At 65.3% G+C, this 24,512-nt stretch carries 22 protein-coding genes and 3 pseudogenes; 11 read left to right on the top strand and 14 right to left on the bottom strand.

Going from position 1 to position 24,512, the window contains the following annotated elements:
- Positions 1-8: 8 nt before the first annotated feature.
- Positions 9-830: an SAM-dependent methyltransferase gene (locus GC106_RS14925; RefSeq protein ID WP_173130077.1), complete on the bottom strand. Its 822-nt coding sequence runs from the start codon at positions 828-830 to the stop codon at positions 9-11.
- 248 nt (positions 831-1,078) lie between these two features.
- Between GC106_RS14925 and GC106_RS14930 the strand changes: the two genes are divergently transcribed.
- A complete protein-coding gene (locus GC106_RS14930; protein ID WP_173130079.1) occupies positions 1,079-2,278 on the top strand; it encodes a hypothetical protein in 1,200 nt (399 codons plus the stop codon).
- Between the two features lie 54 nt (positions 2,279-2,332).
- On the top strand, positions 2,333-2,755 hold the full coding sequence (locus GC106_RS14935; protein ID WP_173130083.1) for a GNAT family N-acetyltransferase: 423 nt from the start codon (positions 2,333-2,335) through the stop codon (positions 2,753-2,755).
- 47 nt (positions 2,756-2,802) lie between these two features.
- Here GC106_RS14935 and GC106_RS14940 read toward each other — a convergent pair whose 3' ends face one another.
- On the bottom strand, positions 2,803-3,006 hold the full coding sequence (locus GC106_RS14940) for a cold-shock protein (RefSeq protein ID WP_173130086.1): 204 nt from the start codon (positions 3,004-3,006) through the stop codon (positions 2,803-2,805).
- Between the two features lie 256 nt (positions 3,007-3,262).
- Here GC106_RS14940 and GC106_RS14945 point away from each other — a divergent pair, with 256 nt between their 5' ends.
- The 6 genes from GC106_RS14945 to GC106_RS14970 all read left to right on the top strand — a co-directional run bounded on the left by GC106_RS14945 (position 3,263) and on the right by GC106_RS14970 (position 7,604).
- Entirely contained in the window at positions 3,263-3,436 is a 174-nt protein-coding gene (locus tag GC106_RS14945; RefSeq protein WP_173130089.1) for a hypothetical protein, read from the top strand.
- Between the two features lie 47 nt (positions 3,437-3,483).
- Positions 3,484-4,140 carry a Uma2 family endonuclease gene (locus tag GC106_RS14950; RefSeq protein WP_173130092.1) on the top strand — a complete coding sequence of 219 codons (657 nt, stop codon included), beginning with the start codon at positions 3,484-3,486 and terminating at the stop codon, positions 4,138-4,140.
- Between the two features lie 429 nt (positions 4,141-4,569).
- On the top strand, positions 4,570-5,316 hold the full coding sequence (locus tag GC106_RS14955; RefSeq protein WP_173130095.1) for an ABC transporter ATP-binding protein: 747 nt from the start codon (positions 4,570-4,572) through the stop codon (positions 5,314-5,316).
- Positions 5,313-6,305: an ABC-2 membrane transporter-related protein gene (locus GC106_RS14960; RefSeq protein WP_173130098.1), complete on the top strand. Its 993-nt coding sequence runs from the start codon at positions 5,313-5,315 to the stop codon at positions 6,303-6,305. Before GC106_RS14955 ends, GC106_RS14960 begins: the two co-directional genes overlap by 4 nt.
- Positions 6,306-6,351: 46 nt before the next feature.
- Positions 6,352-6,750: a GntR family transcriptional regulator gene (locus tag GC106_RS14965; protein ID WP_312872679.1), complete on the top strand. Its 399-nt coding sequence runs from the start codon at positions 6,352-6,354 to the stop codon at positions 6,748-6,750.
- Entirely contained in the window at positions 6,747-7,604 is an 858-nt protein-coding gene (locus GC106_RS14970) for an ATP-binding cassette domain-containing protein (RefSeq protein WP_173130103.1), read from the top strand. Before GC106_RS14965 ends, GC106_RS14970 begins: the two co-directional genes overlap by 4 nt.
- Positions 7,605-7,746: 142 nt before the next feature.
- Here GC106_RS14970 and GC106_RS14975 read toward each other — a convergent pair whose 3' ends face one another.
- The 5 genes from GC106_RS14975 to GC106_RS14995 form a co-directional block, all read right to left on the bottom strand.
- The gene (locus tag GC106_RS14975) at positions 7,747-8,199 is read right to left on the bottom strand and encodes a type II toxin-antitoxin system VapC family toxin (protein ID WP_246365733.1); all 453 of its coding nucleotides are present in this window, start codon (positions 8,197-8,199) and stop codon (positions 7,747-7,749) included.
- Positions 8,200-8,215: 16 nt separating this feature from the next.
- The gene (locus GC106_RS14980; protein WP_033390708.1) at positions 8,216-8,485 is read right to left on the bottom strand and encodes a type II toxin-antitoxin system Phd/YefM family antitoxin; all 270 of its coding nucleotides are present in this window, start codon (positions 8,483-8,485) and stop codon (positions 8,216-8,218) included.
- A 73-nt stretch (positions 8,486-8,558) separates the two neighbouring features.
- Positions 8,559-9,488: an HIRAN domain-containing protein gene (locus tag GC106_RS14985; protein WP_173130109.1), complete on the bottom strand. Its 930-nt coding sequence runs from the start codon at positions 9,486-9,488 to the stop codon at positions 8,559-8,561.
- Positions 9,489-9,553: 65 nt separating this feature from the next.
- Positions 9,554-9,709, bottom strand: coding sequence for a hypothetical protein (locus GC106_RS14990; RefSeq protein WP_173130112.1), 156 nt, complete (start codon positions 9,707-9,709; stop codon positions 9,554-9,556).
- 30 nt (positions 9,710-9,739) lie between these two features.
- The gene (locus GC106_RS14995) at positions 9,740-11,614 is read right to left on the bottom strand and encodes a 2OG-Fe(II) oxygenase (protein WP_217280537.1); all 1,875 of its coding nucleotides are present in this window, start codon (positions 11,612-11,614) and stop codon (positions 9,740-9,742) included.
- 598 nt (positions 11,615-12,212) lie between these two features.
- Here GC106_RS14995 and GC106_RS15000 point away from each other — a divergent pair.
- Positions 12,213-16,295, top strand: coding sequence for an NACHT and WD repeat domain-containing protein (locus GC106_RS15000; RefSeq protein ID WP_173130115.1), 4,083 nt, complete (start codon positions 12,213-12,215; stop codon positions 16,293-16,295).
- A 514-nt stretch (positions 16,296-16,809) separates the two neighbouring features.
- Here GC106_RS15000 and GC106_RS15005 read toward each other — a convergent pair.
- The gene (locus GC106_RS15005) at positions 16,810-17,346 is read right to left on the bottom strand and encodes a PadR family transcriptional regulator (protein ID WP_173130118.1); all 537 of its coding nucleotides are present in this window, start codon (positions 17,344-17,346) and stop codon (positions 16,810-16,812) included.
- A 117-nt stretch (positions 17,347-17,463) separates the two neighbouring features.
- Between GC106_RS15005 and GC106_RS15010 the strand changes: the two genes are divergently transcribed.
- Both GC106_RS15010 and GC106_RS47730 read left to right on the top strand, forming a co-directional pair.
- Positions 17,464-18,750, top strand: a complete 1,287-nt coding sequence (locus tag GC106_RS15010; protein ID WP_173130121.1) for a serine hydrolase domain-containing protein — start codon at positions 17,464-17,466, stop codon at positions 18,748-18,750.
- A 488-nt stretch (positions 18,751-19,238) separates the two neighbouring features.
- A complete protein-coding gene (locus tag GC106_RS47730) occupies positions 19,239-19,754 on the top strand; it encodes a hypothetical protein (RefSeq protein ID WP_312872658.1) in 516 nt (171 codons plus the stop codon).
- 265 nt (positions 19,755-20,019) lie between these two features.
- Here the strand turns inward: GC106_RS47730 and GC106_RS15020 are convergent, their stop codons facing one another.
- The 6 genes and pseudogenes from GC106_RS15020 to GC106_RS47745 form a co-directional block, all read right to left on the bottom strand.
- Positions 20,020-20,574, bottom strand: coding sequence for a PIN domain-containing protein (locus GC106_RS15020; RefSeq protein ID WP_173130126.1), 555 nt, complete (start codon positions 20,572-20,574; stop codon positions 20,020-20,022).
- Positions 20,575-20,582: 8 nt separating this feature from the next.
- The gene (locus GC106_RS49305) at positions 20,583-21,047 is read right to left on the bottom strand and encodes a helix-turn-helix domain-containing protein (RefSeq protein WP_217280538.1); all 465 of its coding nucleotides are present in this window, start codon (positions 21,045-21,047) and stop codon (positions 20,583-20,585) included.
- A gap of 366 nt (positions 21,048-21,413) precedes the next feature.
- A pseudogene (locus tag GC106_RS15030) lies at positions 21,414-21,605 on the bottom strand (MBL fold metallo-hydrolase); the annotation flags it as partial.
- Positions 21,606-22,505: 900 nt separating this feature from the next.
- A pseudogene (locus tag GC106_RS49310) lies at positions 22,506-22,613 on the bottom strand (MBL fold metallo-hydrolase); the annotation flags it as partial.
- 17 nt (positions 22,614-22,630) lie between these two features.
- Complete coding sequence (locus GC106_RS15040; protein ID WP_173130132.1) at positions 22,631-23,695, bottom strand: beta family protein; 1,065 nt, start codon at positions 23,693-23,695, stop codon at positions 22,631-22,633.
- A gap of 145 nt (positions 23,696-23,840) precedes the next feature.
- Positions 23,841-24,033: pseudogene (locus GC106_RS47745) on the bottom strand (MBL fold metallo-hydrolase); the annotation flags it as partial.
- Positions 24,034-24,512 lie beyond the last annotated feature (479 nt).

A 24,512-nucleotide genomic window follows, 5' to 3' on the forward strand; every position in this document is an offset into this window, starting at 1 on the left:
CGACGCGCTCACGGTCTGTGAGCGACGACCAGAACGGAGCCGAACTCCGGGATGTCGGCCATGTCGGCGTGGTCGAACTGCTCCACCAGTTCGGCTTCGGACTCGCTTTCGAGGCTTTGTCGCGTGCGGTCTATCTGTTGCGAGACACGACTGAAAGTCTGTCGCACGGTGTGCTCACTGATGTCGAGGATCTCGTCCAGCCGCAACCCGGCGCGGCGAAGCATCGGCGGGTAGTCGTCGACCTGCGCGAGGGTCATCATGAAATGCTCGACATAGCGGTCGACAATGGGCCGCTTGGCGGCCGGAATCGGCGCCCGCTCAACAAAATCGGTCAGGACCAGCCTGCCGCCGGGACGTAACGCCTGACGGATCTCGCCCAGCACCTGGGTACGGTCCGGCATGTGGAAAACCGACTCGACGGCAATGGCGGCGTCGAACGACTCGGGCGGGAACGGCAGGCGCATCGCGTCCGCGTGCCTGAATTCGGCAAGGTGTGTCAGCCCGGCGGAGGCCGCGAGCGCGTCGGCGCGGATGATCTGCTCCCGGCTGATGGAGATCCCGGTGACCTGGGCGCCGGTACGTCTGGCGATCCGCAGCGCGGGACCGCCGACCCCGCAGCCGACGTCGAGAACACGGCTGTTCCTCCCGATCCGGAGGCGGTCGGTCATCACATCGGTGAGCCGATCGGCCGCTTCGCTGAGCGGAATGTCGCTGTCCGGGTTGTCCCAGTAGCCGAAATGCATGTTCTCGCCCGACGTGTCGTCACGCAGCACGGTGAACTGGTCGTAGAACCGTCCGACTTCTTCGGGTACGGGAATGCGCTGCGACATCTGAGTCCTCCTGGCTCGGCAAGTGGCGCGCAGAATGATCGACCTGCGTTATCACCGTAGAGCACAATGTCCGGACCGACTTACTTCCTGGCGATTCCCTGACGAAGACCTGACGTTGTTATGAAACGTCATCACTCGTCCCAGGTTTGCCGGACAGAAATCGTCGGTGCCGGCGAAGCCGGCCCGGCCGGCGACCCTCAGCGAGGCGCTCCGTGGAACCTCGCCCGCTGTCCCATAGGCTGCCGCGTATGCATCTTCGTGTCGTCGGCCGTCCGCCCGACCTCTCGCCCGAGAAGCTGGCTCCGCAGGCGAGAGCGTGCCTGGCGCTGGCCGACGCGCGAACGCTGGCCGAGTGGGTCGGTGACGGCCGGGAGGTGACCACCCGCGGAGTGCTGAAGCCGGCTGCCGCGGTCGAGGCGTGTGACCTGCTCGGAATCGAGCCGCCGTCACGCAAACCGCGGAGCGCTCTGGACATCGACGCGCTGATGATGGTGTGGATGGCCGCGTGCGCCGCCGGGTTCATCGAGGTGTCCCGTAGCCGCGTGACCACAGGGCCGACCCTCCGGCTGTGGCAGGAGGGCACTCCGGACATCGTGCTCACCATCTGGAGCAAGTGTGTGCTGGAGTCCATCGGGCTGGCCGGCGAGACGAACGAGGACGGTCTCGAGTACCTGGCAGTGCTGGCCACCCTCGATGGTCACGGTGGTGTGGCTTCGCTCCGCGATCTGACCGCTGCCATCGCGCAGGTGAACGGCGGTGCTTCAGCCTGCGCGTGCCCGGAATGCGCATCGAGAGCCCCGGACGCCGACGAGTCGGACGCTCAGGACGTGGTGCTGGATCTGGGCGAATTCGGCATCGCCGTGCTGGCGGACGACGTCGTCGAACTGATGCCGCTCGGCCACTGGCTCACCGACTTCATGTTCCGCGAGAGCGCCCCGTCCGCGCAGGTCGATGCCGCGGGCCTGATCGACGAGCTGTCGCAGTTCCCCGAGATGGTCGCTGTGCTGATGGCCCGTCCGTGGCTGTCGGCCCGTACTCCGGCGGCGGCCGTCCGTGACCTGCTCGCCGTCGCGGAATCCCTGACCGGACGCGAACGCCTCATCGCCCTTACCGTGGCCCAGGAGGGTGGCCCGGAGGCAGCGCCCGCGTGGCGCGAGTGGGCGGCCAGGGACGGGTTCGGCGCCTACGCCCGGATTTGGCTCGCCAAGCAGGACGGCGCGGAGCCGGCCGCGGCGGATTCGGCGTGGACCGCCGCGGACGCGCTGGCCATGCTCGTGGACACCCTGCGCCGTGATGTCGCCCTGGAATTTGTCCCCGCGCTGCTCCAGGCGGAGGCCGGAACCGACTTGGCGCGGACCGTGGCGGAACTGCGAACCTGTGGCCATCCGTCCGCGCCCCGGCTGGTCAAGCTGTTGAGCGGCGCATCCGGAGGTGAAGTGGCCTTCTGAGACGTCACCGGGATGGCACTTCCGTGATGCCACTCGGCGCGGTGGAGTTGTCGGATGAACGTGAAGGAACTCGACGACTCGATGACCGGACAGGCCTTCCGGGTGATGCGGGAACTGCGGCCGCACCTCACCGGCTCAGCGGAGTTCGCGGAACGGATCCGTCGGCAGCGCGCGGAAGGCTATCGCCTGGTGGGGTCGTTCGACGCCTCCGGCGATGTCGTGTCCGTAGCGGGTTTCCGCACGGGGAACAACTTGGCGTGGGGGCACTTCCTGTACGTCGACGACCTGTGCACGCTGCCTGAGGCACGCGGGCACGGCCACGCGAGCGCGTTGTTGCAGTGGATCGACGAGGAAGCGCGGCGGCTGGGATGTCAGCAGGTGCACCTCGACTCCGGGACCCACCGGCACGACGCCCACCGGCGTTATCTCAGTTCCGGCTATGTCATCCAGGCGTTCCACTTCGGCAAACCGGCATGACAAAGCAGGCCCCGCCGGATGGCGGGGCCTGCTTCGGTGAGCCTTGCTCAGATCACGGTGACGCCGGTCGCCTGCGGGCCCTTCTGGCCCTGGCCGACGTCGAAGCGCACGCGCTGGTTCTCCTCGAGCGACTTGAAGCCGCCGCCCTGGATCTCCGAGTAGTGCACGAACACGTCGGCGCTACCGTCCTCGGGCGCGATGAACCCGAAGCCCTTTTCGGAGTTGAACCACTTCACGGTGCCTTCAGCCATGTTGTCTCCTTGAACAGCTGACGGAGTCGGCACGCCGCTGGTGCGGCGAACCGGGTCTGTCTGCGACGGAGGACCTTCTCCGGCGAAATCCCGGAGGAAAATACGCATACCCGCAAACGAAGGTTTCACGAGCGCGTACTGAACACGAACAAAAAACCTAAGACCGTCACCTACCTTAGCACGTTTCTGCGTGAACGCGTGACGAGGCCGGTGATGTAGGACACCATCGCCGCCGCCCCGGCCGCCCGGCTCCACCATGCGGATCTTCGGCGGCATCGAACCCGTCGAGCTGCGGGCGCGTGACGAGCTCCTCGCATCCCTGGACGCCGAACCCGACCCGGCCGGCTTGGCCGCCGCACTGGACAAGACCTACCGGCGCGACGGCGGCGCCCTGGAGTGGATCGAGGTGAACATGAGGCGTCGGAGGTAGAGTCGACGTGGTCCGGCCGTGTGCGTCACGTGGGAGGAGTGCTGCTCATGAGTGTCGCAGCAGTGGCGCATTTCGTGCTGCCAGACTCGCCCTACGCCATGTGGGTGCGTGATGAGCTGGCTGGCTACCTCCACCTACCGAAGGACGGTACGCGTGTTGAGGTCATCGGAGGAGAGATCGTCGTGTCACCTGGCCCCTCCGTCGATCACAACGGCATGGTCAGGGACATTGAACGCGGACTGTTCGCCGCCGAGTTGACTGATCCCGCTTTTGTCTGGCGTTCGGTCCAGACCACAGATCTCAATATGTTCGAGATAGGTGACGGCTACATTCCGGACTTGATCGTCATGGATGCGGAGGTTCTCGCTGAGGCGCGCGAGACGAAAGCCAAGCACCTGCTGCCCTACCAAGTAGATCTCGTCGTCGAGGTCAACTCGCGGTCGAACGCCGTAAGCGACCGGCGACCAGGCGAGAAGCGAAAAGTCGGCACCAAGTGGAGCGGGTACGCGCACGCGGGCATTCCGTATTACCTGCTTGTCGACCGCGACCCGAAGGTTTGCCGCACCACGTTGTACGCGAATCCGGACATGCGAGTCGGAACGTACGCCGAGCTCCAGACCTGGAGCTTCGGTGAAACGGTTCGCCTGCCGCATCCGTTCGGCTTCGAGATTTCGACCGATCACTGGGATCATTGGGACGACTAGGTACCCGACCGCGGTGGCCGGCACGACTTGGTGACGCCGCCTGGTTGTCAGGCTGCCTCAATGCGAAGTCGCCGCACGGCCCTCGGACCGGCGCCGCGCGCTGAGCTACAGGGGGCTCGGCTCACGACTTGCCGCTCTACACGCGCAACGCTGATGATTTCCAAGGCCTGCGGGACATGCTGACCGTCGTCGCCGTCTGAGTTAAGGCTTCGCACGCACCTGTCCGAATGACCGGGCTTGTTCCCCTTGGCCTTCTTTGTGTCGAGGTCGCGTTCCACAGTCGAGCCGGGGTCGTCGGCCTGAACTCGTGATGATCATGTACGCGCGTCGCCTTCAGGTTGCTCGCGCGAGGCACGGATCACCTAGTCCACTATTTAACTAGTGAAAGGTGTTACCTTGGCCGCAGCCGACGACGGAAAGAGGACGGCCGTGAACTCGCGAAGGCAGCCTGACCAGGCGCTCCCGGTCAGTGCTGAAGGTTTGGGCAAGAAGTACCGCAGGGGGTGGGCGCTGCGAGAGACGTCCCTGGTGATCCCGCGGAACCGGATCGTGGCCCTCGTCGGCCCGAACGGCGCGGGCAAGAGCACGCTGATGGGGCTCATCACCGGGCTGCTGCGCCCGACGACCGGTGAGATCACCGTCTTCGGTGACCGCCCGACCGGTAAAGGGCTGCACCCCGCGGTGTCCTATCTGGCCCAGCAGAAGCCGCTGTACCAGCAGTTCACCGTGACCGAGACGCTGATGTTCGGAGCGCGGACCAATCCGACCTGGGACCAGCGCTACGCCGAGTACCTGATCGAGCAGGCGGCGGTGCCGGTCGACGCACGGGTGGCCACCCTGTCCGGCGGGCAGCGCACCCGTGTCGCCCTGGCACTGGCACTGGGCAAGCGCCCGAACCTGCTGCTGCTCGACGAGCCGCTGGCCGATCTGGACCCGCTGGCCCGCGAGACCGTGCTGCGCGCGCTGATCACCGAGGCGAGAACTCAGGGCATCACCGTGGTGCTGTCCTCACACGTGCTGGCGGAGCTGGAAGGCGTGTGCGACCACCTGGTCCTGCTCCACAAAGGACGAGTCCTGCTGGCCGGCGACGTCGGCAGGCTCAGCGCCGACGGCACCCCGCTCGGCGAACTGGCCCTGAACCGCATGCGCCAAGCAGCACAGGAGGAAGCGGCATGATCTGGGCGTCCTGGCGGCGGCAACGCGCGCAACTGATCACGCTGCTCGGAATGGTGGTGATCGGCGCGGGCGTCATCACCCTGCTGCGGTCGAACATGATCGACGCCATCAACTCGTCGCAGCTCGCCCACTGCGTGACGCAGGCGATCGACGAGTGTTCGGCGCCGGCCGAGGTACAGAAAGCCTTCCGGACGGAGTGGGCGACCCCTTTCCAGACGGCGCAAATCCTGATCATCGGGCTGCCGGCCCTGATCGGCGTCTTCATCGGGGCTCCCCTCTTCGCCAGGGAACTGGAACAGGGCACGCACGTTCTGGCTTTCACCCAGTCGGTGAGCCGCACCCGGTGGATGGTCAGCAAGCTGGTCGTCGCGCTGGTGCCCGCGTTGATCGTGCTGATCGTGCTCCAGTACCTGGTCTGGTGGTGGCTGACCGCGGCCGGCGCGTTGGGGCCGCGCCTCAACGGTTCGTTCAACCCCGTGAACTTCGGCATCGATCACGTCTCGCCCGTGGGTTACGCGCTGTTCGCCTTCGCGCTGGGCACCTTCGTCGGCGTGGTGTCCCGTCGCACCCTGGTGGCGATGACCGTGGGGCTCGGCGCGTTCGTCGTCGTGCGTTTCGCCCTGTCCGGCCTGGTGAACGACTTGGTGCCGGCCCAGCGCCGGGAGGTCCCGGCCGGCTCGGACGTGGACCTGCGCCAGGGCGGCGGCCTGGAGCTCGAGTTTGGCTGGCTCAACGCCTCAGGACAACCGATACCGCACGACAAGGTCTCTGCCCTGATCCAGGCCTGCAAGTCGACGCCGAGTGGGACGCCGAACACGCAGGAGGGGTTCCTGGCGTGCTTGCCGCAGTCCGGTCTCGCCAAGAAGTACACGTCGTTCATCCCGGAGAGCCAGGCCTGGCAGGTGCACCTGGTCGACGCGGCGATCTTCGGCGGACTCGCCGTCCTGCTGCTGGTGGGTACCGCCTGGGCGCTGCGGCGGCAGAGCTGAGCATGGTGGAGGCCCCTGAGCTGCGGGAGCACCTATGCTGACCGATGTGATTGAGTTCCGGATCGACCGGCGCTCCGGGGTCTCCACCTACATGCAGATCGTCCAGCAGGTCAAACAAGCCATGCGACTGGGCCTGCTGCACCCCGGCGACCGGCTGCCGTCAGCGCGGGAGGTGGTGGAGGCGACCGCCGTCAACCCCAACACCGTGCTCAAGGCGTACCGCGAGCTGGAACGGGAAGGACTGGTGGAGGCCCGCCGCGGTCTGGGCACCTTCGTGACCAAGTCGCTGTCCTCCGAGGCCACTATCGGCGACGACGCGCCGCTCCGGCAGGAACTGACAGGCTGGATGGGCCGTGCCCAGCAAGGCGGCCTCCTCGTCGAGGACGTCGACGCCCTGTACTCCGCGGTCCGCGACGAGCACTACCCCGCCGAGGAACGAGCATGAACCCCTTGACCGCCACCGCCGTGGGCAAGCGATACCGCACCCGCTGGGCGGTCCGCGACTGCAGTTTCGCCATCCCCGAGGGCAAGGTCGTCGCCCTGGTCGGCCCGAACGGCGCGGGCAAGAGCACCCTGCTGCGCATGGCCGCGGGCCTCGTCCGCCCGACGACCGGTGAGCTGAGGACCTTCGACACTCCCGTCAACGGCCGCATCCACCCGGACGTCTCGTTCCTGGCACAGAACCGTTCGCTCTACCGCGACCTCACCGTGCGCGAACTGACCCGTGCAGTCGCGGCCATGAACGACCGCTGGTCCGCCGACCGGGTCCGCGAGGTACTCGGACTCCTGGCGGGCGTGGACTACGACGCGAAGGTCGGCACCCTGTCCGCGGGTGCGCTGACCCAGGTGGCCATCGCGATGGCGCTGGGACGGCTGCCCCGGCTGCTGCTCCTGGACGAACCACTGTCCGACCTGGACCCGTTGGCCCGCGACGAGACACTGCGGATCATCATGACCGAGGTCGCCGACCGCGGAACCACCGTGGTGATGTCCTCGCACCTGCTCAGCGACCTGCGCGAGGTCTGCGACCACATCCTGCTGATCGACGGGGGCCGGGTTCAGGTCGACGGCGACATCGAGGAAGTCCTCGCGCGGCACCGGATCCTGGTCGGCCCGGTCGCGGAGGAGTCCACTGTAGAGGGAACACTGGTCAGTGCGACCCGCACCGAACGCCAGGCCACCCTGCTGCTGCGGGAAGCCCGGCCGGCACCGGAAGGCTGGGCCGGCACCGAACCCGACCTGGAATCCCTGGTCATGGGATACCTGCGCGCGTCACGCGAACGGCGGTCGTCAGCCTGAGTTCCAGGCTGGTGCGGACGGCGCGCTCGGACAGGCAGGTGTAGCGTGTCAGCCTCTCGGTCGACGGGAAGCCGTTGCGGCCCGGGTGGAACCAGGTGTCGTCCGGCAGCACGTCGAACAACCCGCGACGAAGCGTCATCGATCAGCGAGGTGAAGTTCTCAGCGATTCGTGTGGCACTCGTGGGCGGGTGACCGGCACGGCGGTCAGCAGGTCGTGAAGCCCTTTGAAGTCTTCTGGGTTGGTGGTGAACAGGGGGAGGTCTTCGGCGATCGCGGTGGCGGCGATCATGAGGTCGGCCATCCTGCGTCGTGGTTTGCGTCCGCTGGCAATCACCGCTGCGGATACTCGTCCGTAGATCCGGGCTGCTTCGGCGTCGAAGGGGACGGGGTTGAACTCACTTTCGGCACGCTGCAGTACATCGAGCCTGCGGGCACGTTCTACGTGCTCGTCGTAGGCGTCTTGTTCGTCGTTGCGGCGTACCTCGTGCGGGCCCGCTGAGAGTTCCGCGAGGGTGATCGCGCTGATGGCCATCTCGTTGGGCAGTTCGGCAGGGTCTATCCACCGACGCAGGATCAGAATGTTGGTGTCGAGCATGCCTTGCTCGTGACCGTTACTGCTCATAAGGGTCTCGTGGCTCCTGATCGAGCGCGACTTCTTGGTCGGCTCGGAAGGCGTCGATGTCGACGTGCGCCGCGTTGCGGGACATGGCGACGAACTCGGCTCGTGAGACGAACCGTCGACGTCGGCGCAGCGGGATCAGTTCACCGATCTCATGGCCGTCGCGGGTGACGGTGAACGACCGTCCACTTTCGACAGCATCCATGATCTCTTTCGACCTGTTGCGGAGGTCTCGCTGGGTGATCTCGGGCTGCGCGGACATGGCTCCAGTCTAGCTGATGGTGGCACGCGGTGCTACACCGTGCTGCGGCTGACCGTTCATAGTCAAAAGATAGTCACCTTGTCATCCTGTGCCGCGGAACCCGATGAGGATCGGCTGGCATGAGCAACTCGACTTGTACGCCTTTTGGTGTGTTGACGGTAAAGGCCTCGCAGGTTACTTCCAGGCCTCGATCCATCAGGCCTCGCACGATTTCACCGTATCGTTTGGTCATGGCGTAGGTGAGTTGGCCGACTCGGTGACGGTCTATTTGAACCTCAATGGCATCTTCGCCCTGGTACTTGCCTTTTGCTATCTTGCAGAACGTCAGGTTCGCGATTACGCTGACGGTGTCTATGTTGCCTTTGGGTGCGTAGCGGCTCAAGATTTCCTGGTGGTCTTGTTCTCCCGTTACTGTGCACGAATAGTCGTTCTGGAGCAGGATCGTGCGATCGGTCTGACTGGCGATGACGGGGTCTTCCGTGCCGTTCGCGATACGTGTGTCTCGTGGGCTGGCCAGATGAAGGTAGACTCCGTAGTACTTGTCCCCGCCACCGGCGACTCGTGCCGGGCACATGCCGAGCTTGCCGTTTCGGTGCATCGTGAGCAGATCGGGCTGATACTCCTCCGCCAGTTCGCTTGGCAGGTATCCGACTTTGACCGTCTGCTGGCCCAGGAGGAGATCGATCCGTACGGCGTTCTCGTCCCATTCGTTGTCGGGTTCAGGGACGAGTACGGCGGTGACCGGTATGTGGCTGTGGAAGTCGTCGCCGGCGACCGCGCCTCGTACGGCGACCCTTAGGGCGTCCTGGTAATAAGACTCGCCAACGACACTGACTCGGCCGTCGTCGTACAGCTGGACCAATTGGTGAACGACCGGCGAAAACAACGGCGGGTCGTCGGCATCGTCGGCAGTGTTGCAGGCAGGTGGTGATGGCCATCGAGCGTCACTGACGACAGGAGCGGGGGTGATGGTGACTTTCTTTTTCCTGAACCAGGACCACATGACACCGACCTCCAGTCGACGGGCGCAAGTCTGTCGATTGAAGGTCGTTGTGACCTGGTCTCCTGTTACTCGGGGAGGTCTGGTGTTCGTTTTTCGTGATTCACCAGCCGCGGGAACGCCACGTCGATGTGTGGCTTCTGTTCGCCGAAGGGCGAGTCTTCGCCGTGGCCCGGGTCGAACCAGGTGTCGTCCGGCAGCACGTCGAACAGCCGAGAATCCACGGCGTTGACCAAAGACGTGAACGGACCCGATCAATTCCAAAGGCCGGTTTCGGCTGATGTGAGCCATGCTAGTTCGTTAACGGCCTTGTGCCGTGCCTTCCTGGCGCGCGTGAACAGCTCGTCGGTTTTCGTCAGTACCAACGTGTATGGCCGACCCTGCCGCCGGGTCTGGTGCCGCACCGGTAGCTCAGCCGAGTCGATATGGGTGTGTATGTGGCGGCGTCCGTCTGTCGCCAGTGGCCACTCGAAGGTCCGCCGTGACCGGGAGCCGAGAAACGTCCTGAACGTGTCACAGAGTCCGCACCCGCATCCGGTCCATTCGATCGACCAGTCGTCTTCGTCGCGAGGTGGTTCGGCGACGATCGCGTTGAGCCGCTGCACGCAGTCCCGTGCGATCGTGGCGAGGACCGCCGGCCGCCGTGTGTCCGCCAGGCGCAGCGCTGGCATCAGGCACTCCAGTACGTTGTTCCCATACTCGCTCAGGGCTCCGGTGATCTCGTCGCTTAGCGTGTCGTCGGCTGCTTCCAGTAGCCGCACCAGGGGCGAGCTGAGCATCTCCAGTTGTGGCTGCCGGACCTCGCTTCGCCCGGCGGTAGTCCACAGCCGCAGTTGGCCGCTCAACCATCGCCATACTCCGGCGGCCAGTGGTCGCGCTACCTCCGGTTTCCCGGTGGTACGCAGCGCCCCGCACAGCCCTGGCAAGCTCTCGACCCATTCGTACCAGTCGGTTCCGGCGTGGCGTCCCGGCCGGAACCATCCCTCGATGATGGTCTGCATCCATGCCTCGCCGTACCGCGCGGCGGCCGCTGCCAATCTGCCCGCGTGTTCTCGCGTGAGGGACTCCACCCGGAACGGTTGCAGCAGCATTGCGGCTGTCCTGGCGGTGCCCAGGCTTGCCGCCACATCCAGGGCCGCGCCGATCAGTCCCGCCTGTGCTTCGGTCTTCGTCCAGAACGGCGCGAGCGACTCCGCGGCGGCCCGTGCGCCCTCCAGGTCTCCGGCGTCGATGCGGTCGCGGAGCTCGCGGAGAGCCCAGGCCGGTGCGGCTTCGGCGCGCGCCGCGAACGCCTTGTTCTTCGGCCACACGACAACCGCTGCGCGCCGGTACCACCGATCCAGCGTGTTGCCGTAGTTGCCCATATAGCCCTCATACTCGGACTGATAGGGCTCCAGGGGCACGCTCGGAGTGGTGGCACACGCCTCGTAGTCGGGGACGTACAGCGAGATCGGCTCGCCGTCGGTGCCGTCCGGGTTGGTCCACCAGCCTAGGGTGATCTCGTCGTCGATCAGGTCATTGAGCTGAAGGTCGTCAGGGTCCTCGCTCGGGCTGTCCTCATGGTCGTAGTCGTCCCAAGGCGTGGCGTCCCAGATCTCTTTCACGTCGGCGAGTGCCAGCACCGTCTCGCATCCGGCCTGCTCTGCTGCGGCCCGCAGAAGCGCGGCCCGCTCCATGTCGGCACCTTTGAGGCGATGCCAGTTCAGGCTTCGCTGGGTGTACTCGTGGTCGAGCAGGTAGACAAGCCGGTTCGGCAGGCCGAGATCGCGGGTTGCGTATCGCGGGGTGACAGGTGTGGTGAAGTGCTCGGTCAGGCAATGCGCCAGTTCAGTGGCGGGACTGGCTTCCGGAGTCGGTGTTTCGGTGCTGGAGAGCAGGTTGAATGTGAGCGTCACCCGGTATCCGGACCTGACCGGCGTGACCTGGTGACGACAGTCGGCATAGAACGCGACGAAGGTCAGTTCTTCTTTCGACGCTCGGTAGGAGGTGCTCTTCCCGGCGTGGTCGATGACAAGTTCCCCTCCGGTGTGCGCCGAAGGCAGTGATACCACCAGCGTGCCCACCATCGCGTCGTCCTTTTCCGAATCCTGGTGAGGGAGAAAGAACTGCCCTTTGCCGTAGACCAGCATCGAGTGCAACTCGGCCGCAGGCGGGACGTCCGCGGGAGTCCAAGTTCGTCACGAAAATGGTCCAGCGCGCGGTTCATCAGCGCCGTCCAGCCCGGTCCGCCGAGCGTGATCTGATCCGGAGTGAGCTCCCACGTGTCGCGGACGTTGGGGTCGGTCAGCGTCTCCTCTCCTCGCCCGAACATCGCCGGCCGGGCCGCCGCGATCAGCTTCTTCGCCAGGGGTGCGCGGACCGGAAGGCTCACTGGCCCGACGCCCGACACGTTGAGCTGGAGCAAATGCGCCGGCGCCGGCAGTTGAGCGCTGACCGACCCGGTCGGCTCGGAGTCGCCGAGCAGGCGCGCCAGCCGTTCCCGTGCCGTCTTCGCCATGTGTCCTCGCTTGTGCTCGCCGTGCTTCTTCTGCGGCCAGACTGTAGTGGCGACGACAGACGCCCCCGGTAGATGTCCTGTGATCACCAGCTGCGGGAGCGCATTCGTCGATGTGAGGCTTCTGTTCGCCCACAGTCCACACGAACGAGCGAAAATCTGTCAGATCACCTGCGGATGCCGTAACTATGGCGAGCGTTTCTGGTTGAGTGACGTGACCCGGGGGAGGTTACATGTCGCCTGACGCGGTGCATCGCACAGTTCTGGTTGTGGACGTGGAGAAGTTCAGCGACCGGAAGAACGCCGAGCAGAGGAATGTGCGCAACGCCGTCTATGCGGCCTTGGCTCATGCTCTGGGATCCCACTGGAGCGCGTGCCATCGCGAAGACCGGGGTGACGGGGTCTTCATCCTGGCGCCGGCCGATGTTCCGAAGCAGCTGTTCGTCGAGCGGATGCCCGGTCGCCTGGTGGAAGCGTTGACCAGACACAACGAGGGACACGTGACCGGCGAGCAGATCCGGCTGAGGATGGCGGTGCACGCCGGGGAAGTTCTGCTCGACGCGCACGGTGCGACCGGCGTCGCGATCAACCACACATTCCGGTTGCTCGACGCATCGCCGTTGAAGGATGCCCTCGCCGGGTCCGTCGGTGTGCTTGCGGTGATCACCTCCGACTGGTTCTTCCGTGAAGTGGTCTGGCACAGCGCCGCTGACGAGACTCGTTATCGCCCCAAGCACATCAGGGTCAAGGAAACCGACGCCCTCGGATGGATCTGCCTGCCGGACGACCCCTACCCGCCCGACACAAGTCAGGCGGAGTGGCCGCGGGACGTCCGCCCGTATCCCGGCCTGCGTGCGTTCCAACCTGACCAAGCGCGTTGGTTCTTCGGCCGCGAGGCGACACTGTCGGTGTTGATGGACAAGATCGATCACCGCAGCGGGCTGGTCTTCGTCGTCGCCCCGTCCGGTGTCGGCAAGTCGTCACTGCTTCGGGCCGGTGTCATACCCGCGGTGGCCGACAGTGGCCGACAGTGGTTGTTGCTCACTCCGACCAAGGAGCCCTGCGAGGCGCTGGCACAGCAGATCGCGCACCTCATCGAGGGCAGTGTGAACGAGGTGCTCTCGGTAGTCAGAGCAGATCCCGCCCGGCTGGCCGACATGCTGCCTGCCGGGACGGTCATCGTGGTGGATCAGTTCGAAGAGGTGTTCACCCTGTGCACCGACGAGGCTGAGCGGCGGCGCTTCATCGCCGCACTGGTCGCGACGCGTGCGGTTCTCGGGGTGCGGGGCGACTTCTACAACTACTGCCTCGCTGACGATCAGCTCGGAACGTTCCTGCCAGTAAACCAGTTCAACCTCCAGGCGATGACTCCGGCCGGGTTGCGAGAAGCCATCGAGAGACCAGCGCGGCAGATCGGCGTTGACGTCGAGCCGGGTCTGGTCGAGGTCCTGCTGCACGAGATCGGGACGGATGCGGGACAGCTCCCGCTGCTGGCCCACGCGCTGGCTGTCACCTGGCAGCGGCGCACAGGCGAGACGCTGACCTTGGCGGACTATGACCGCACTGGGCGGATCAAGGGCGCGATCGTGGCCACCGCGGACGAGGCTTACGCTCGTTGTTCCACGGCGGAACAGCGCGTGGTCTTCCGGAACATCCTCATGCACCTGGTCGTGGTCAGGCACGATGCGCAGCCTGCCAGGCGGCGCGCGGATCCGGCCGACCTTGTCAGGGGTTTCGACGATCAACGGACCGCTGAGATGGTCCTCGGCTGGCTGATCGAGAAACGTCTGGTCACGCTGGACGACAACACCATCGAGCTGTCCCACGAAGTGTTGCTGCGGGAATGGCCGCGACTGGCCACCTGGATCGAGACAGGCCGCAACGACCAGGTCATCCGGCAGCAGTTGATCGAGGCGGCCGACCAGTGGGCAGGGGAGGGGAAACCAGCCGGATCGCTCTATCGCGGCAATCGGCTGACCACCGCCCGGGGGTGGCAGGCCAGGACCGAGCACGGCTCTGCCCTCACGCCGCTCGGGTCGGCGTTCCTCAGCGCGTCGATCCGGCACGAACGCCGCAGAACCAGAGTGCGTCGAGCTGCGGTCGCCATGCTGGCTGTTCTTGGCGTCGTTGCGTCCGTCACCGCTGTCTACGCCTTCCAGCAACGCGACATCGCCAAGGAACAACGTGACGCGGCGATCTTCAACAAGGTCACCGCTGAGGCGAACCGGACACGGACTGTCGACGCGTCGCTGGCGGCCCAGCTCGACGTCGTCGCCCACCGCATGCGCCCGTCCGATATGGACACTGCAACCCGCTTGATCGCCGACGCGAACGTCCCGTTGTCCACCACAATCACCGGCCACACCAAGGCCGTCGACGCGTTGGCGTTCAGTCCCGACGGGCGGACGCTGGCCGTCGGCAGCGATGGTCGCACCGTGCGGCTGTGGGATGTCGCCGCTCCGGTACACCCGGTGCTGCTGAGCGAAACCATCGGCCAAGCGATTCGAGCGTTGGCGTTCAGCCCGGACGGACGCACCCTCGCCACCGGCGGCGCCGACAACACGGTGCGGCTGTGGAACGTTGCCGATCCGGCCCACCCGGAGGTCCTCGGCCCGCCGATCACCGGGCACACCGACGCGATCCGGTCGGTGACGTTCAGTCCTGATGGGCGGACACTGGCCAGCGCGAGCAACGACCAGACCATCCGACTGTGGAATGTCACCGACCTCACTCGGCCCAAGGCACTCGGCCCACCACTGGCCCGGCACACGGCACCTGTCTACACAGTGGCGTTCAGTCCCGATGGGCGGACTCTGGCTACTGGTGGCGATGATCGGATGGTGTGGCTGTGGAACATCGCCGCGCCAGACCGCGCCATGCCCTTCGAGCCACCTTTGACCGAACACACCGGCACCGTGTATTCCGTGGCGTTCAGTCCCGATGGGCGGACACTGGCCACTGGGAGCAACGACCAGACCGTGCGGCTGTGGAACGTCGCCAACCCGGCCCGCCCGGCGGTCCTCGGGCGGCCGCTTACCGCACACACCAACACGATCCGGTCGCTGGCGTTCAGCCCTGACGGGCACACGCTGGCCACTGGCGGCGCTGATCAGACCGTGCGACTGTGGAACGCTGTGGATCCAGCCGATCCCGAGGCCCTCGGACCGCCCCTTACCGGACACAACAACATCGTCCTGTTCGTGGCGTTCAGTCCGGACGGGCGGACCCTGGCCACCGGCAGTGGCGACCGGACCGTCCGGCTGTGGACCATCCCCACGACCGTCCTGACCGGACACACGAAGCAGGTCTACGCCGTGGCCTTCAGTCCGGACGGGCGGATCCTGGCCACCAGTGGTGCCGACCGGACCGTCCGTCTCTGGCGGATGGCGGACCGCGTGCAGCTGGGGCAACCCCTTACCGGCCACCAGGACGACATCAACGCCGTGGCGTTCAGCCCGGACGGGCGGACCCTCGCCACCGGCAGCGACGACCACACCGTACGGCTGTGGAACGTCACCGATCCGGCCAGTCCGGCACTCCTCGGCCCGCCGATCACCGGACATGCCGACGGTATCTGGTCAATGGCGTTCAGTCCGGATGGCGCCATCCTGGCCACAGGCAGCAGCGAGAAGGTGGCGCGGTTGTGGAACGTCAGCGACCCGGCAAACCCGGCGCTGCTGGGCCAGGTCTCGACAGGACTGGACCACGACATCCGTGCCGTGGCGTTCAGCCCAGACGGAACCGTCCTGGCCACCAGCAGCGACTACGACGAGAGCGCAGTGCGATTGTGGAATGTCGCCGACCCGGCCAGGCCCACGCTATTGGCCGGTCCTCTCGCGGGGCACGAGGACGATGTCCACCGGGTCGCGTTCAGCCCGGACGGGCGGACGCTGGCCAGCGGCAGCCATGACCAGCAGGTGCGGATCTGGGACATCACCGATCCGGCTCGCCCCGGTTTCCACGGTGAATCACTTGTCGGCCACACCAACCCGGTCTTCTGGGTGGCGTTCAGCCCGGACGGGCACACGCTGGCCAGCGGCAGCGGCGACAACACGGTGCGGCTTTGGCGGTCAGCCGACCGGACGCGGTTGGGGCAGCCGCTCACCGGACACCAGGTCGACGTCAACACAGTGGCGTTCAGTCCGGACGGCGGCATCCTGGCCACCGGCAGCGACGACCACACCGTACGGCTGTGGGACATGAACGTGCCCAAAGCCATTCAAAGCATCTGCGCCATCACGGGGAACACACTCACTCGCGAGATGTGGGACAAGTTCGTGTCGCCTGAACTGCCGTACCGTCCGCCATGTTCGTGAGACTGGATCGACCTGCTCGCTCGTTGTCATCACCAGCGTGTACGGCCGGAACGTACGTCGAGCTTCGGGCCTGGGGCTTTGGTGAGTCGGCAGCGCGAATCCGGGAGCCCGTGCGTACGGTCGGCGGCTACCGCTGGCAGGCCGGAGGCCGATGCGAGCTCGCAGGCACGGGGCGGCGGCGATGCACGCCTGGAGTGGTTGGCAAAGGATCCCGCGGTCCAGTATTTCCGCAGCGCGTTCATGGGCATGGGAGTCCGACCCGTTGATCGCCACCGCGTTCGGGTTGGTGGACGGCCGACGTGACGTCGCGACCGTCATCAGTGCGGCGGCCGCTCAGCTCAACCGGCGGATAGGGTCGAACGCATCCGGTTGCTGGCGGCGATGCGGACAGCCCATGCCGAGGGCGCCATCACCGACTGACCACAGTGGCCGAACGAGATGTTCCCTCTGCTTTGAAGGCGATGCCCGGCTTCCCAGAGCCTGGGTGCGCGGAACCCGCGCGGGTGCACCTGGTTCATTCGCGGCCACTGCTCGAGAGTGCCGTGCGGATCTGGTCCAGCAGCTTCGCGTCGGCGGCCAGGTGGGCCTCGGTGTTGTCGAACACCGCCTGTGCGAGTGGTGACATGGCGGCCTTCGCTTGGCGGCCAAGCGCCGTCAAGCGGCGTTCCTTCTCGATAGCCTCGGCACAGCTGTCCAGCAGCCCGAGGATCTCCCGCCGGTCGAGCAGTTCCGCCCAGCGGAGCGCCAACGGGAAATCCGAGCGGACGGCGTGCGGCGGCACGGCGAGGGTGGACCGCACGAGGTCACGAAGGACCTCACGGCCGGCAGGCGTGATCGCGTAGAGATGCCGGACCCGGTCGCCGACGCGCTCCTCGGAGTGGGTCTCAATCAGCTCTTCGGCTTCGAGCTTGGTCAGCGCGTGGTACACCGACCCGGACTTGACGGCGGTCCACTGCTCCAGTGCGCCCGCCGAGATCATCTGGTTGATCTCGTAGCCGTGCCGCGGTTGCTCGTGCAGAAGACCGAGAACAAGCAGCCTGGTCGAGGACATCGACACCTCCAATAGCCAACGTTGACTATAGCCGAGCCGACCGGCAGGATAACCAAACTTGGTTAACCAAATTTGGCTATTGGAGGCGATGTGGGGTTCCCGACGACGAGATCCCGGATGGACAGGCTGGTGGCGGCGTACGCGGACAAGGGCCGGTTCAGTGGCTCCGTCCTGGTCGCGCGCGGAGCACGCGTGATGTTCCGCAAGGGCTATGGCATGGCCAACTACGAGCATCACGTGCCGAACACGGCCGGCGTGGCCTTCCGAATCGGGTCGCAAACCAAGGCGTTCACCGCGATCGCGATCTTGCAGCTGCAGGAACGCGGACTGCTGCGTGCCGGCGAACCCGTCGGCACGTACCTGGTCGGCTACCCCGACGGCGACCGGATCACCATCGAGCACTTGCTGATGAACACGTCGGGCATCCCGGACTACGTCACGACGGAGGAGTTCACGTCGATCATGGGTCTGCGGCGGTCTCCCGACGAGGTGGCTGACAGCTTCCGGCACCTCCCGCTCATGTTCGAACCAGGGGCGAGGATGAGTTACAGCAATTCAGGCTGGGTGCTCCTCGGTCTGGTGATCGAAAGGATCACCGGCATGGCGTACCGCGACTACGTCCGCGAGCAGATCCTCGTGCCGCTCGGCATGAGCAGCAGCGGCCTGGCCGACACCGGTGATGTGATCGACAGACACGCAGATGGCTACATGTCGTCCGAGAACGGTGTCAGCCGTACGCCGTACCTGGACAACTCCAACCAGTACGCCGCAGGCGGTTTGCACTCGACTGTCGAGGACCTGTATCGATGGCACCGCGGGCTCCACGGCGGAAAGCTCCTGTCTCCCACCTCGGTAGAGGAATTGCTCAAGCCTCGAGCCGGCTATGACGGGAGCACCTACGGCTATGGGTACACGTTCAACCGGATGTACGGACGGCCCCGGATCGAGGCCGCAGGCGGCACGATCGGCTTCGTCAGTACGACCGTGCACTATCCCGACGACGATCTCGTGGTGATCGTGCTGTCGAACTTCGAGAACGGTGCCTACAGCGACGTGGCCGACGGACTGGCCGCGATCGCCTTGGGGCAGCCCTACGAACTACCGGCTGACCGTGTGTTCGTCAACGTCGATCCGTCGGTGTTCGGCGCCTATCTCGGCCGCTACACAACCAGTTACGCGGGAAGGCCTGTCGCCATGGACGTAACCCGCGAGGGCGATCGGCTCATGGTCACCGTGGCTGGGCTGAAGAAGACGGAACTGCGGCCGCTGTCACCCACCAAGTACTTCGCCAGAATGAAGGGCGAGGTGGAACTGACCTTCGTCGTCGATGGCGACGCGCAGGCCCACGCTGTCGCGATGCGATGGGCCGGCGTCCCGCTGACAGCTCAGCGAGTCACGGCGTGAGCGAGACCGCCTGCCGCGGAGTGTCGTGTGGTTGCCGGTGTACATCCTGCAGAGCTGTGGACCGACTCCGACATCCTGATCCACCGACATTTGTGCGCGCGATCGGTGGTCATCTGGACGGCCGGTCTGTGGCCACTTGGCCGGACAAGCGGATGCGGCTCGGATGATCGCCAGGTGTCGGACGTGACCAATTCAGTCGCGTCGGGCCGGCAATGCCCGCAATGGAGTGACCGATTCGGCACGAATGCGGGCTGGGACTGCGCCGATTGAGCGGTCTTGTCCACGCTGACCGTTCTTCGGCTGCTTTCGCGGGTTAGAACTGGCTCATCGCCATCTAAGGGGAGGATATGAGCTGGCGGAGTCAACCACGCGATCCGAAGACCGGGCGATGGGTGACGAAAGGAGGAGGGGTTGTTGTCGCTGTATCGGTCGTCGGGGCGGTGTCGCTCGGCGGCGGGGCAGGGACCGGAGCAGGCGGAGCGGCCTCGGTGCAGGCCGCGACCGGCCAGGCCATCAGGGTGAATGTGAGCAGGGGCAAGGTCAACGCGAAGCAGGGCAAGCGGGACGACGCCTGGCGGGACATGGGGCTTCGGCGACTCAAACAGACGAGCAAGCAGGCTGTGAGCTGCGCGGTCAACTCCTACGGCGATGTGCGGGAGTTCTTCGTCCGAACGCCTTGCCGCTCGCTTGACCGGATGTTCTTCGTATTGGGCGACGGTGACAGGAATTCAGTTGTCGTAGCCGTTTCGTGGGTGCGCATGAGCACTTCCGAGAACGCTCGAAAGCTGCAAGAACTGGCCGACGTCTACGGCACAGGTAATGTGTCGCCGTTGGCAGGTGCCCTGGTGGAAGCCGCGCACGTCAAGTTCACCGGACGGTACTACGACTCACGACGATCTGGAGATCTGGTGGTGATCGCCGAAACCGAGCCACTCCGCGGAGATCCTCAGCCCGAGTTCCTTGACGGGCTCGCCGAAGTCGCAGCCGAACTCCCACGGCCGTGACGCGCTGGACACACGGGTGACGCCGACCATGGACCGCACTCGGCGGGACCGCCCGTACGTCAGGCGGCCCCGCTTGGTGCATTACCAGCCGCGGGATAGAACCACGTGGCGTCTGGAAGTACGTCGAACAACCGCGACGAAACGTCATCGACCAGCGAAGCGAAGTCCTCGGGCGAAGTGGTCTTGCCCACGCCGCCGGGGAACAGTGAGTCACGACAGCGGTGAACACGTCTAGGTGCTTGCGTGTGCCTGCCGGGAACTGCGGTCATAGCGCGATGCGCCGGACTTCCTCCGCGAACTCAGTTACATCGCAGCGTTCGAGTCGGGCGAGTAGCCCGCTGAGATCCATCGCCGGCTTGCGAAATCGCTGAGCCTGCCGGGCAAGGGCGTTGAGCACCCTGGCTGGTGCGAGGTCCAGTTGATCGAGCAGGAACGTGTCGGGGTGAACTGCATCGACGTGATGCGGTTCGAGTTGCTTTGCCGGGAAGTCGACCAAGTTGAATGTCACGACGGTCTGTGCGCCGCCGACGATCGCCGCGGCGAGGACATGCCGATCATCTGGATCTGGAAGATCCAGCCCGGCGGCAACGGGTTGCCAGTTGTCAACCATCGCGCCGTCGAACGATGCGTTCATCAGCGCCAAGGTTCGGTCGAACAGTGCGGGATCGACTTTCCGCTTGGCGATGACATTTCTGCGGACCTCTTCCAGGATCGCTTCCGACCACAGTGGTCGGAAGAGCTCTGCTTCGGCAAGGGTGAGCAGGGTGTCCCGAAGGATGTTGGGGAACAGGACGCACGCGTCCAGCACGACCGAGTACACGGTTGTCGTTACCTGGTCTCTGTGGCCTCGTCGTCGTAAAGTCCGAGCTCTTCGGTCTGACGGACCAATTCGTCGAGTGCTTCTCGTCGTTCTTGTCGCCGTTGGTCGCGGTATGCGAGAAGATCATCGAGACGGATGCGGCGGTGCCGGCCGGGCTTCTCGAAGGGTATCTTGCCGTCTTCCAGCAGCTTGATCAGAGTGGGGCGGCTGACGCCGAGCAGGTCGGCGGCCTCCTGTGTGGTCAGGCGCTGTGCCAGTGGCGCCACGGTGATCGCCCGTCCCGCGCGCATCGCGGTGATCACTTGTGACAGCACCTCGTACACCGCAACCGGCAGGTGCACCACGGTTCCGTCTGGAGTCATCAGCGCGGCATCTGCCGGAGCACGGGATAGCAGGGCCGCGAGTTCGTCCAGCTCAAGCCTCTCGGCTGGGTCGCTGGGTGGGAGGACTGGCCGGTCGACGGTAGCGGTCACGCTGGCTGCCCCATGGGTCGGCGTTGCATCTGACATGGTCTATGGTCGCCGGAAATCGAAAAAATCGCAAGTTGATGTTGAATGGCGTGCGGTCCGCCTCAGTCAGTGGCAAGGACGACCTCGGCGAGCGCTGGCAGTGTCAACCCGTCGAGGGCTTCTGCCCACGGTCCATCACGAGGCTGCCCGTACGGGTGCTTGACATGCCCTGCGGTCAGCCCTCGGCCTGGCGAGGCTCGGTAACTTCCGAGTGGAGCGGTATCCGCATCGTCAACTCGTGGCATGAACTGGCCCATAGACGCCGTGGCGATTCGTCTTTTCGGCCTTGCCTCTTGGGCCAGGCCAACGTCTGAACTCCGCTTTCATCGGTTACCAGCCGCGGGAACGCCATTCCTCGATGTGCGGTTTCTGCTCGCCGAGGGTCGAGTCGTCGCCGTGGCCGGGGTAGAACCACGTGTCGTCTGGAAGTACGTCGAACAACCGCGACGAAACGTCATCGACCAGCGAAGCGAAGTCCTCGGGCGAAGTGGTCTTGCCCACGCCGCCGGCGAACAGCGTATCGCTTCAGCGGTGAATACCGCCCGGGTCACGACGAGGGCGTCGGAAGGGGCCATGGCGGCTCGTGTGGACTCATGTGCGGGTGACCGCCACGGCTTGGCCACCACTCCTCCTGGCGAGCGCGACGAACGAGCACGTGAACAGCAGGCCAGTGACCAGGATAAATTCGATGATCGTCGGCAAGGGCACCGCGCCGATGAGCAGGAGCACGGCCGTGAGCGCGGCGAGCAGCAGGCTACGTTCCCACCACGCCAGGACCAACAGCCCACCGGTCACGAGCAGTTCTTCGGCCCGGTAGCTCGTCCACGTGGCCAGCAGGCCCGTTACGCCGACAGCCAGTGTCACCACACTTATCGCGGTCAGCGCAGATCTCCCACGCCCCAACTGGAAGTAGACCCACGCCGCGGCGCACAGTCCGATCGCGAGCAGTGAACCGGCGATCGTCGGTGCCAGGTCCGGCGTCTCATCGATGATCCACATCATGCACGGGAACGCCACGATGGCGACCGAACCACACACCGTGGCCAAGGCGAATGCCCGTACCCGGCCGGATCCATGGGCATACCAGGCAATCGCGGCAAGGAAGACAAGTGTCACCCCGACTATCCAGTACTCGGGGTTGCTGGTGAATGACCAGACTGTGGCGGCGTACACGGCGCCGGGCGAAAGCGTGTGTAGTTGCCGTTCAGCCGCCCGCGACATTTCCAAGCCGTAGAGAGTGGTGGTCACTGGGTAGTCGTTACCCGGAAAACTCGTGTAGCGCGCGTCCACCCACCATCCGCCCTGGGCGAACGCGGCGCTGCCGAGTGTCAGAAAGCCCAGTAACATCAACGGAAACCAGAAACCGAACCGCCCGCGTGTGCCCATACCGGTCAGCGTATCGATGTGGGACATGGCCGAGTTGCGCCATTCGTCGATGTGTGACTTCTGCTCGCCGAGGGTCGAGTCGTCGCCGTGACCCGGATAGCCAGTGTCGTCCGGCAGCAGATCGAACAGTCGCGACTTCACGTCGTGCTCACGCACCTGGCTCAGAGGTTCCCAGGAGTCCTGCGTGACACGTGTTCGAGGTGATGAGACGTCGCCATGGACACCCATCGGGACACGGATCCGGCAGTGTGCCCGCCGCGAGGCCGACAGAGCGTCAGCTCGTGATCGCCCCACGAAAAGTCAGGACCAGCGAAGTCCTCCCGTTCAACGAGTTCCTCGGCGAGGTCGGCGAACCTCTCCGCAGGAACATCGCCCTTCTCGATTCTTCTACGCAATACCACCGTTCTCCGCGGCACGGTGTAGCAGAGGTACGGGTAAGGGGATCGTGCGTTCTCCCCCGATCTGGGAACGGGGTGCGTCACGCCGTAGTCGCCATAGCCGATCATGCCCACCCGTCGGCACACCTCACTCCACAGGAAGACCTCGGGACGATCCCGCGTAGTTGTCGCGTAGGTGGTTCGAGCGGCCGGGATCGACCCGGCCAGGAGCGTGGCAGAGCCGGGACCGAGCACGTCGTGCACGGCTGCCGCGGCTTCTGCCACGGCAACTACCTGTGCCGTGCGCACTTCCTCGATGAACCCCACGTCCAGCACTGCGTGCACATGTCCGATCCGCGTGCCGGTCAACCTCATAATGGACCGAATTCTGTTGACGAGTTCGCTTGCCGGAAGCGCCCGACGGAACCGGATCACCAGGTCGCGTTCCCTGTGTTCGACGAGCAACCGAACCCGACGCAGTACTTCGTCAGACGCGCCACCGGCGATCACAGGTACGAGGCCGGGGAGGCCATCGGCCATGAGCCCGAGCTCTTCCAGCAATGCGGACTCGATCATGTCGTCCAGGTACTCGAACACTCCGCCGGGTTGTCCGGCGAGCGGGCTCGCGGCGGTGAGCCATGTGGTGTCCAGCCACAGCGTCCGCCGCAAGTCCGCGACGCTGACCGCGGCGCGAACAAGAGCGGGGAGGAGCATCCCGCCGGGTTTCGCCGAATCAAGCAGTTCGATCATCAACCTCACATGCGCATCGCGCGTGGAGCGGAGATGGCAGAGAGCGTCGAGTTCGCCGAGCTTGCATTTGAGCGTTACCAGTGGACGAGCGGGGTGCATCCGCCTTCCTCCCCGTGGACGGTGCGTAGCTCGAGACTCCCAGTGTGGGGCATGATCGAGCCACGCATCCGCCCTCCGGACAGGTGGCGATTACTCGCGTAAGCGTGATAGTGGGATTACGGAGAGTATCCGCGCTCGTCCCGTCTTACCAGCCGTGGGAACGCCATTCGTCGATGTGCGGCTTCTGTTCGCGCCCAACGTCGAGTCGTCGCCATGGCCCGGGTAGAACCAGGTGTTGTCGGGCAGCACGTCGAACAGTCGCGACTTCACGTCGTTGAGAAGCGAGGTGAAGTTCTCCGGGGATGAGGTTTGCCTACGCCGTCGGGGAACAGCGTATCGCGTGAGCGGTGAACAAATGGTCCGACACGAGTCATCTCGACTCGTGAGCACCATGGCCATGCCGTCAGGCAATTCAGCTGGGTTGATCCGTCGGTGCAAGATCAGAATGTTTGGTGTCGAGCAGACCTGGCGCGTGAGCGCTACTGCTCATACGGGTCTCGGGGCTCATGGTCGAGCGCGGCTTCCTGGTCGGCTCGGAAGGCGTCGGCGTCGATGTGTGTTGCGGGACATGGCGACGAACTCGGCTCGTGAGACGAAGCGCCGACGTCGGCGAAGCGGGATCAGTTCACCGATCTCGTGGCCGACCCCAGGTCGTTGGTCCGGAGCTTGAAGTTCTCCGAGGTAGGTATGGCCGTTCCGGCGCCGGCACGGAGTGTCGTATTCACTTCAGCGGTGAACAGGCGCCGACTGATGTCTTATCTGGACGCCTGGCGCAAATTGAGATGAGCGCCGCTTGCGGAGTCCGACAGATGGATTT

The sequence above is a fragment of the Kibdelosporangium persicum genome, from assembly GCF_013280595.1.
Taxonomy (GTDB): Bacteria; Actinomycetota; Actinomycetes; order Mycobacteriales; family Pseudonocardiaceae; genus Kibdelosporangium; species Kibdelosporangium persicum.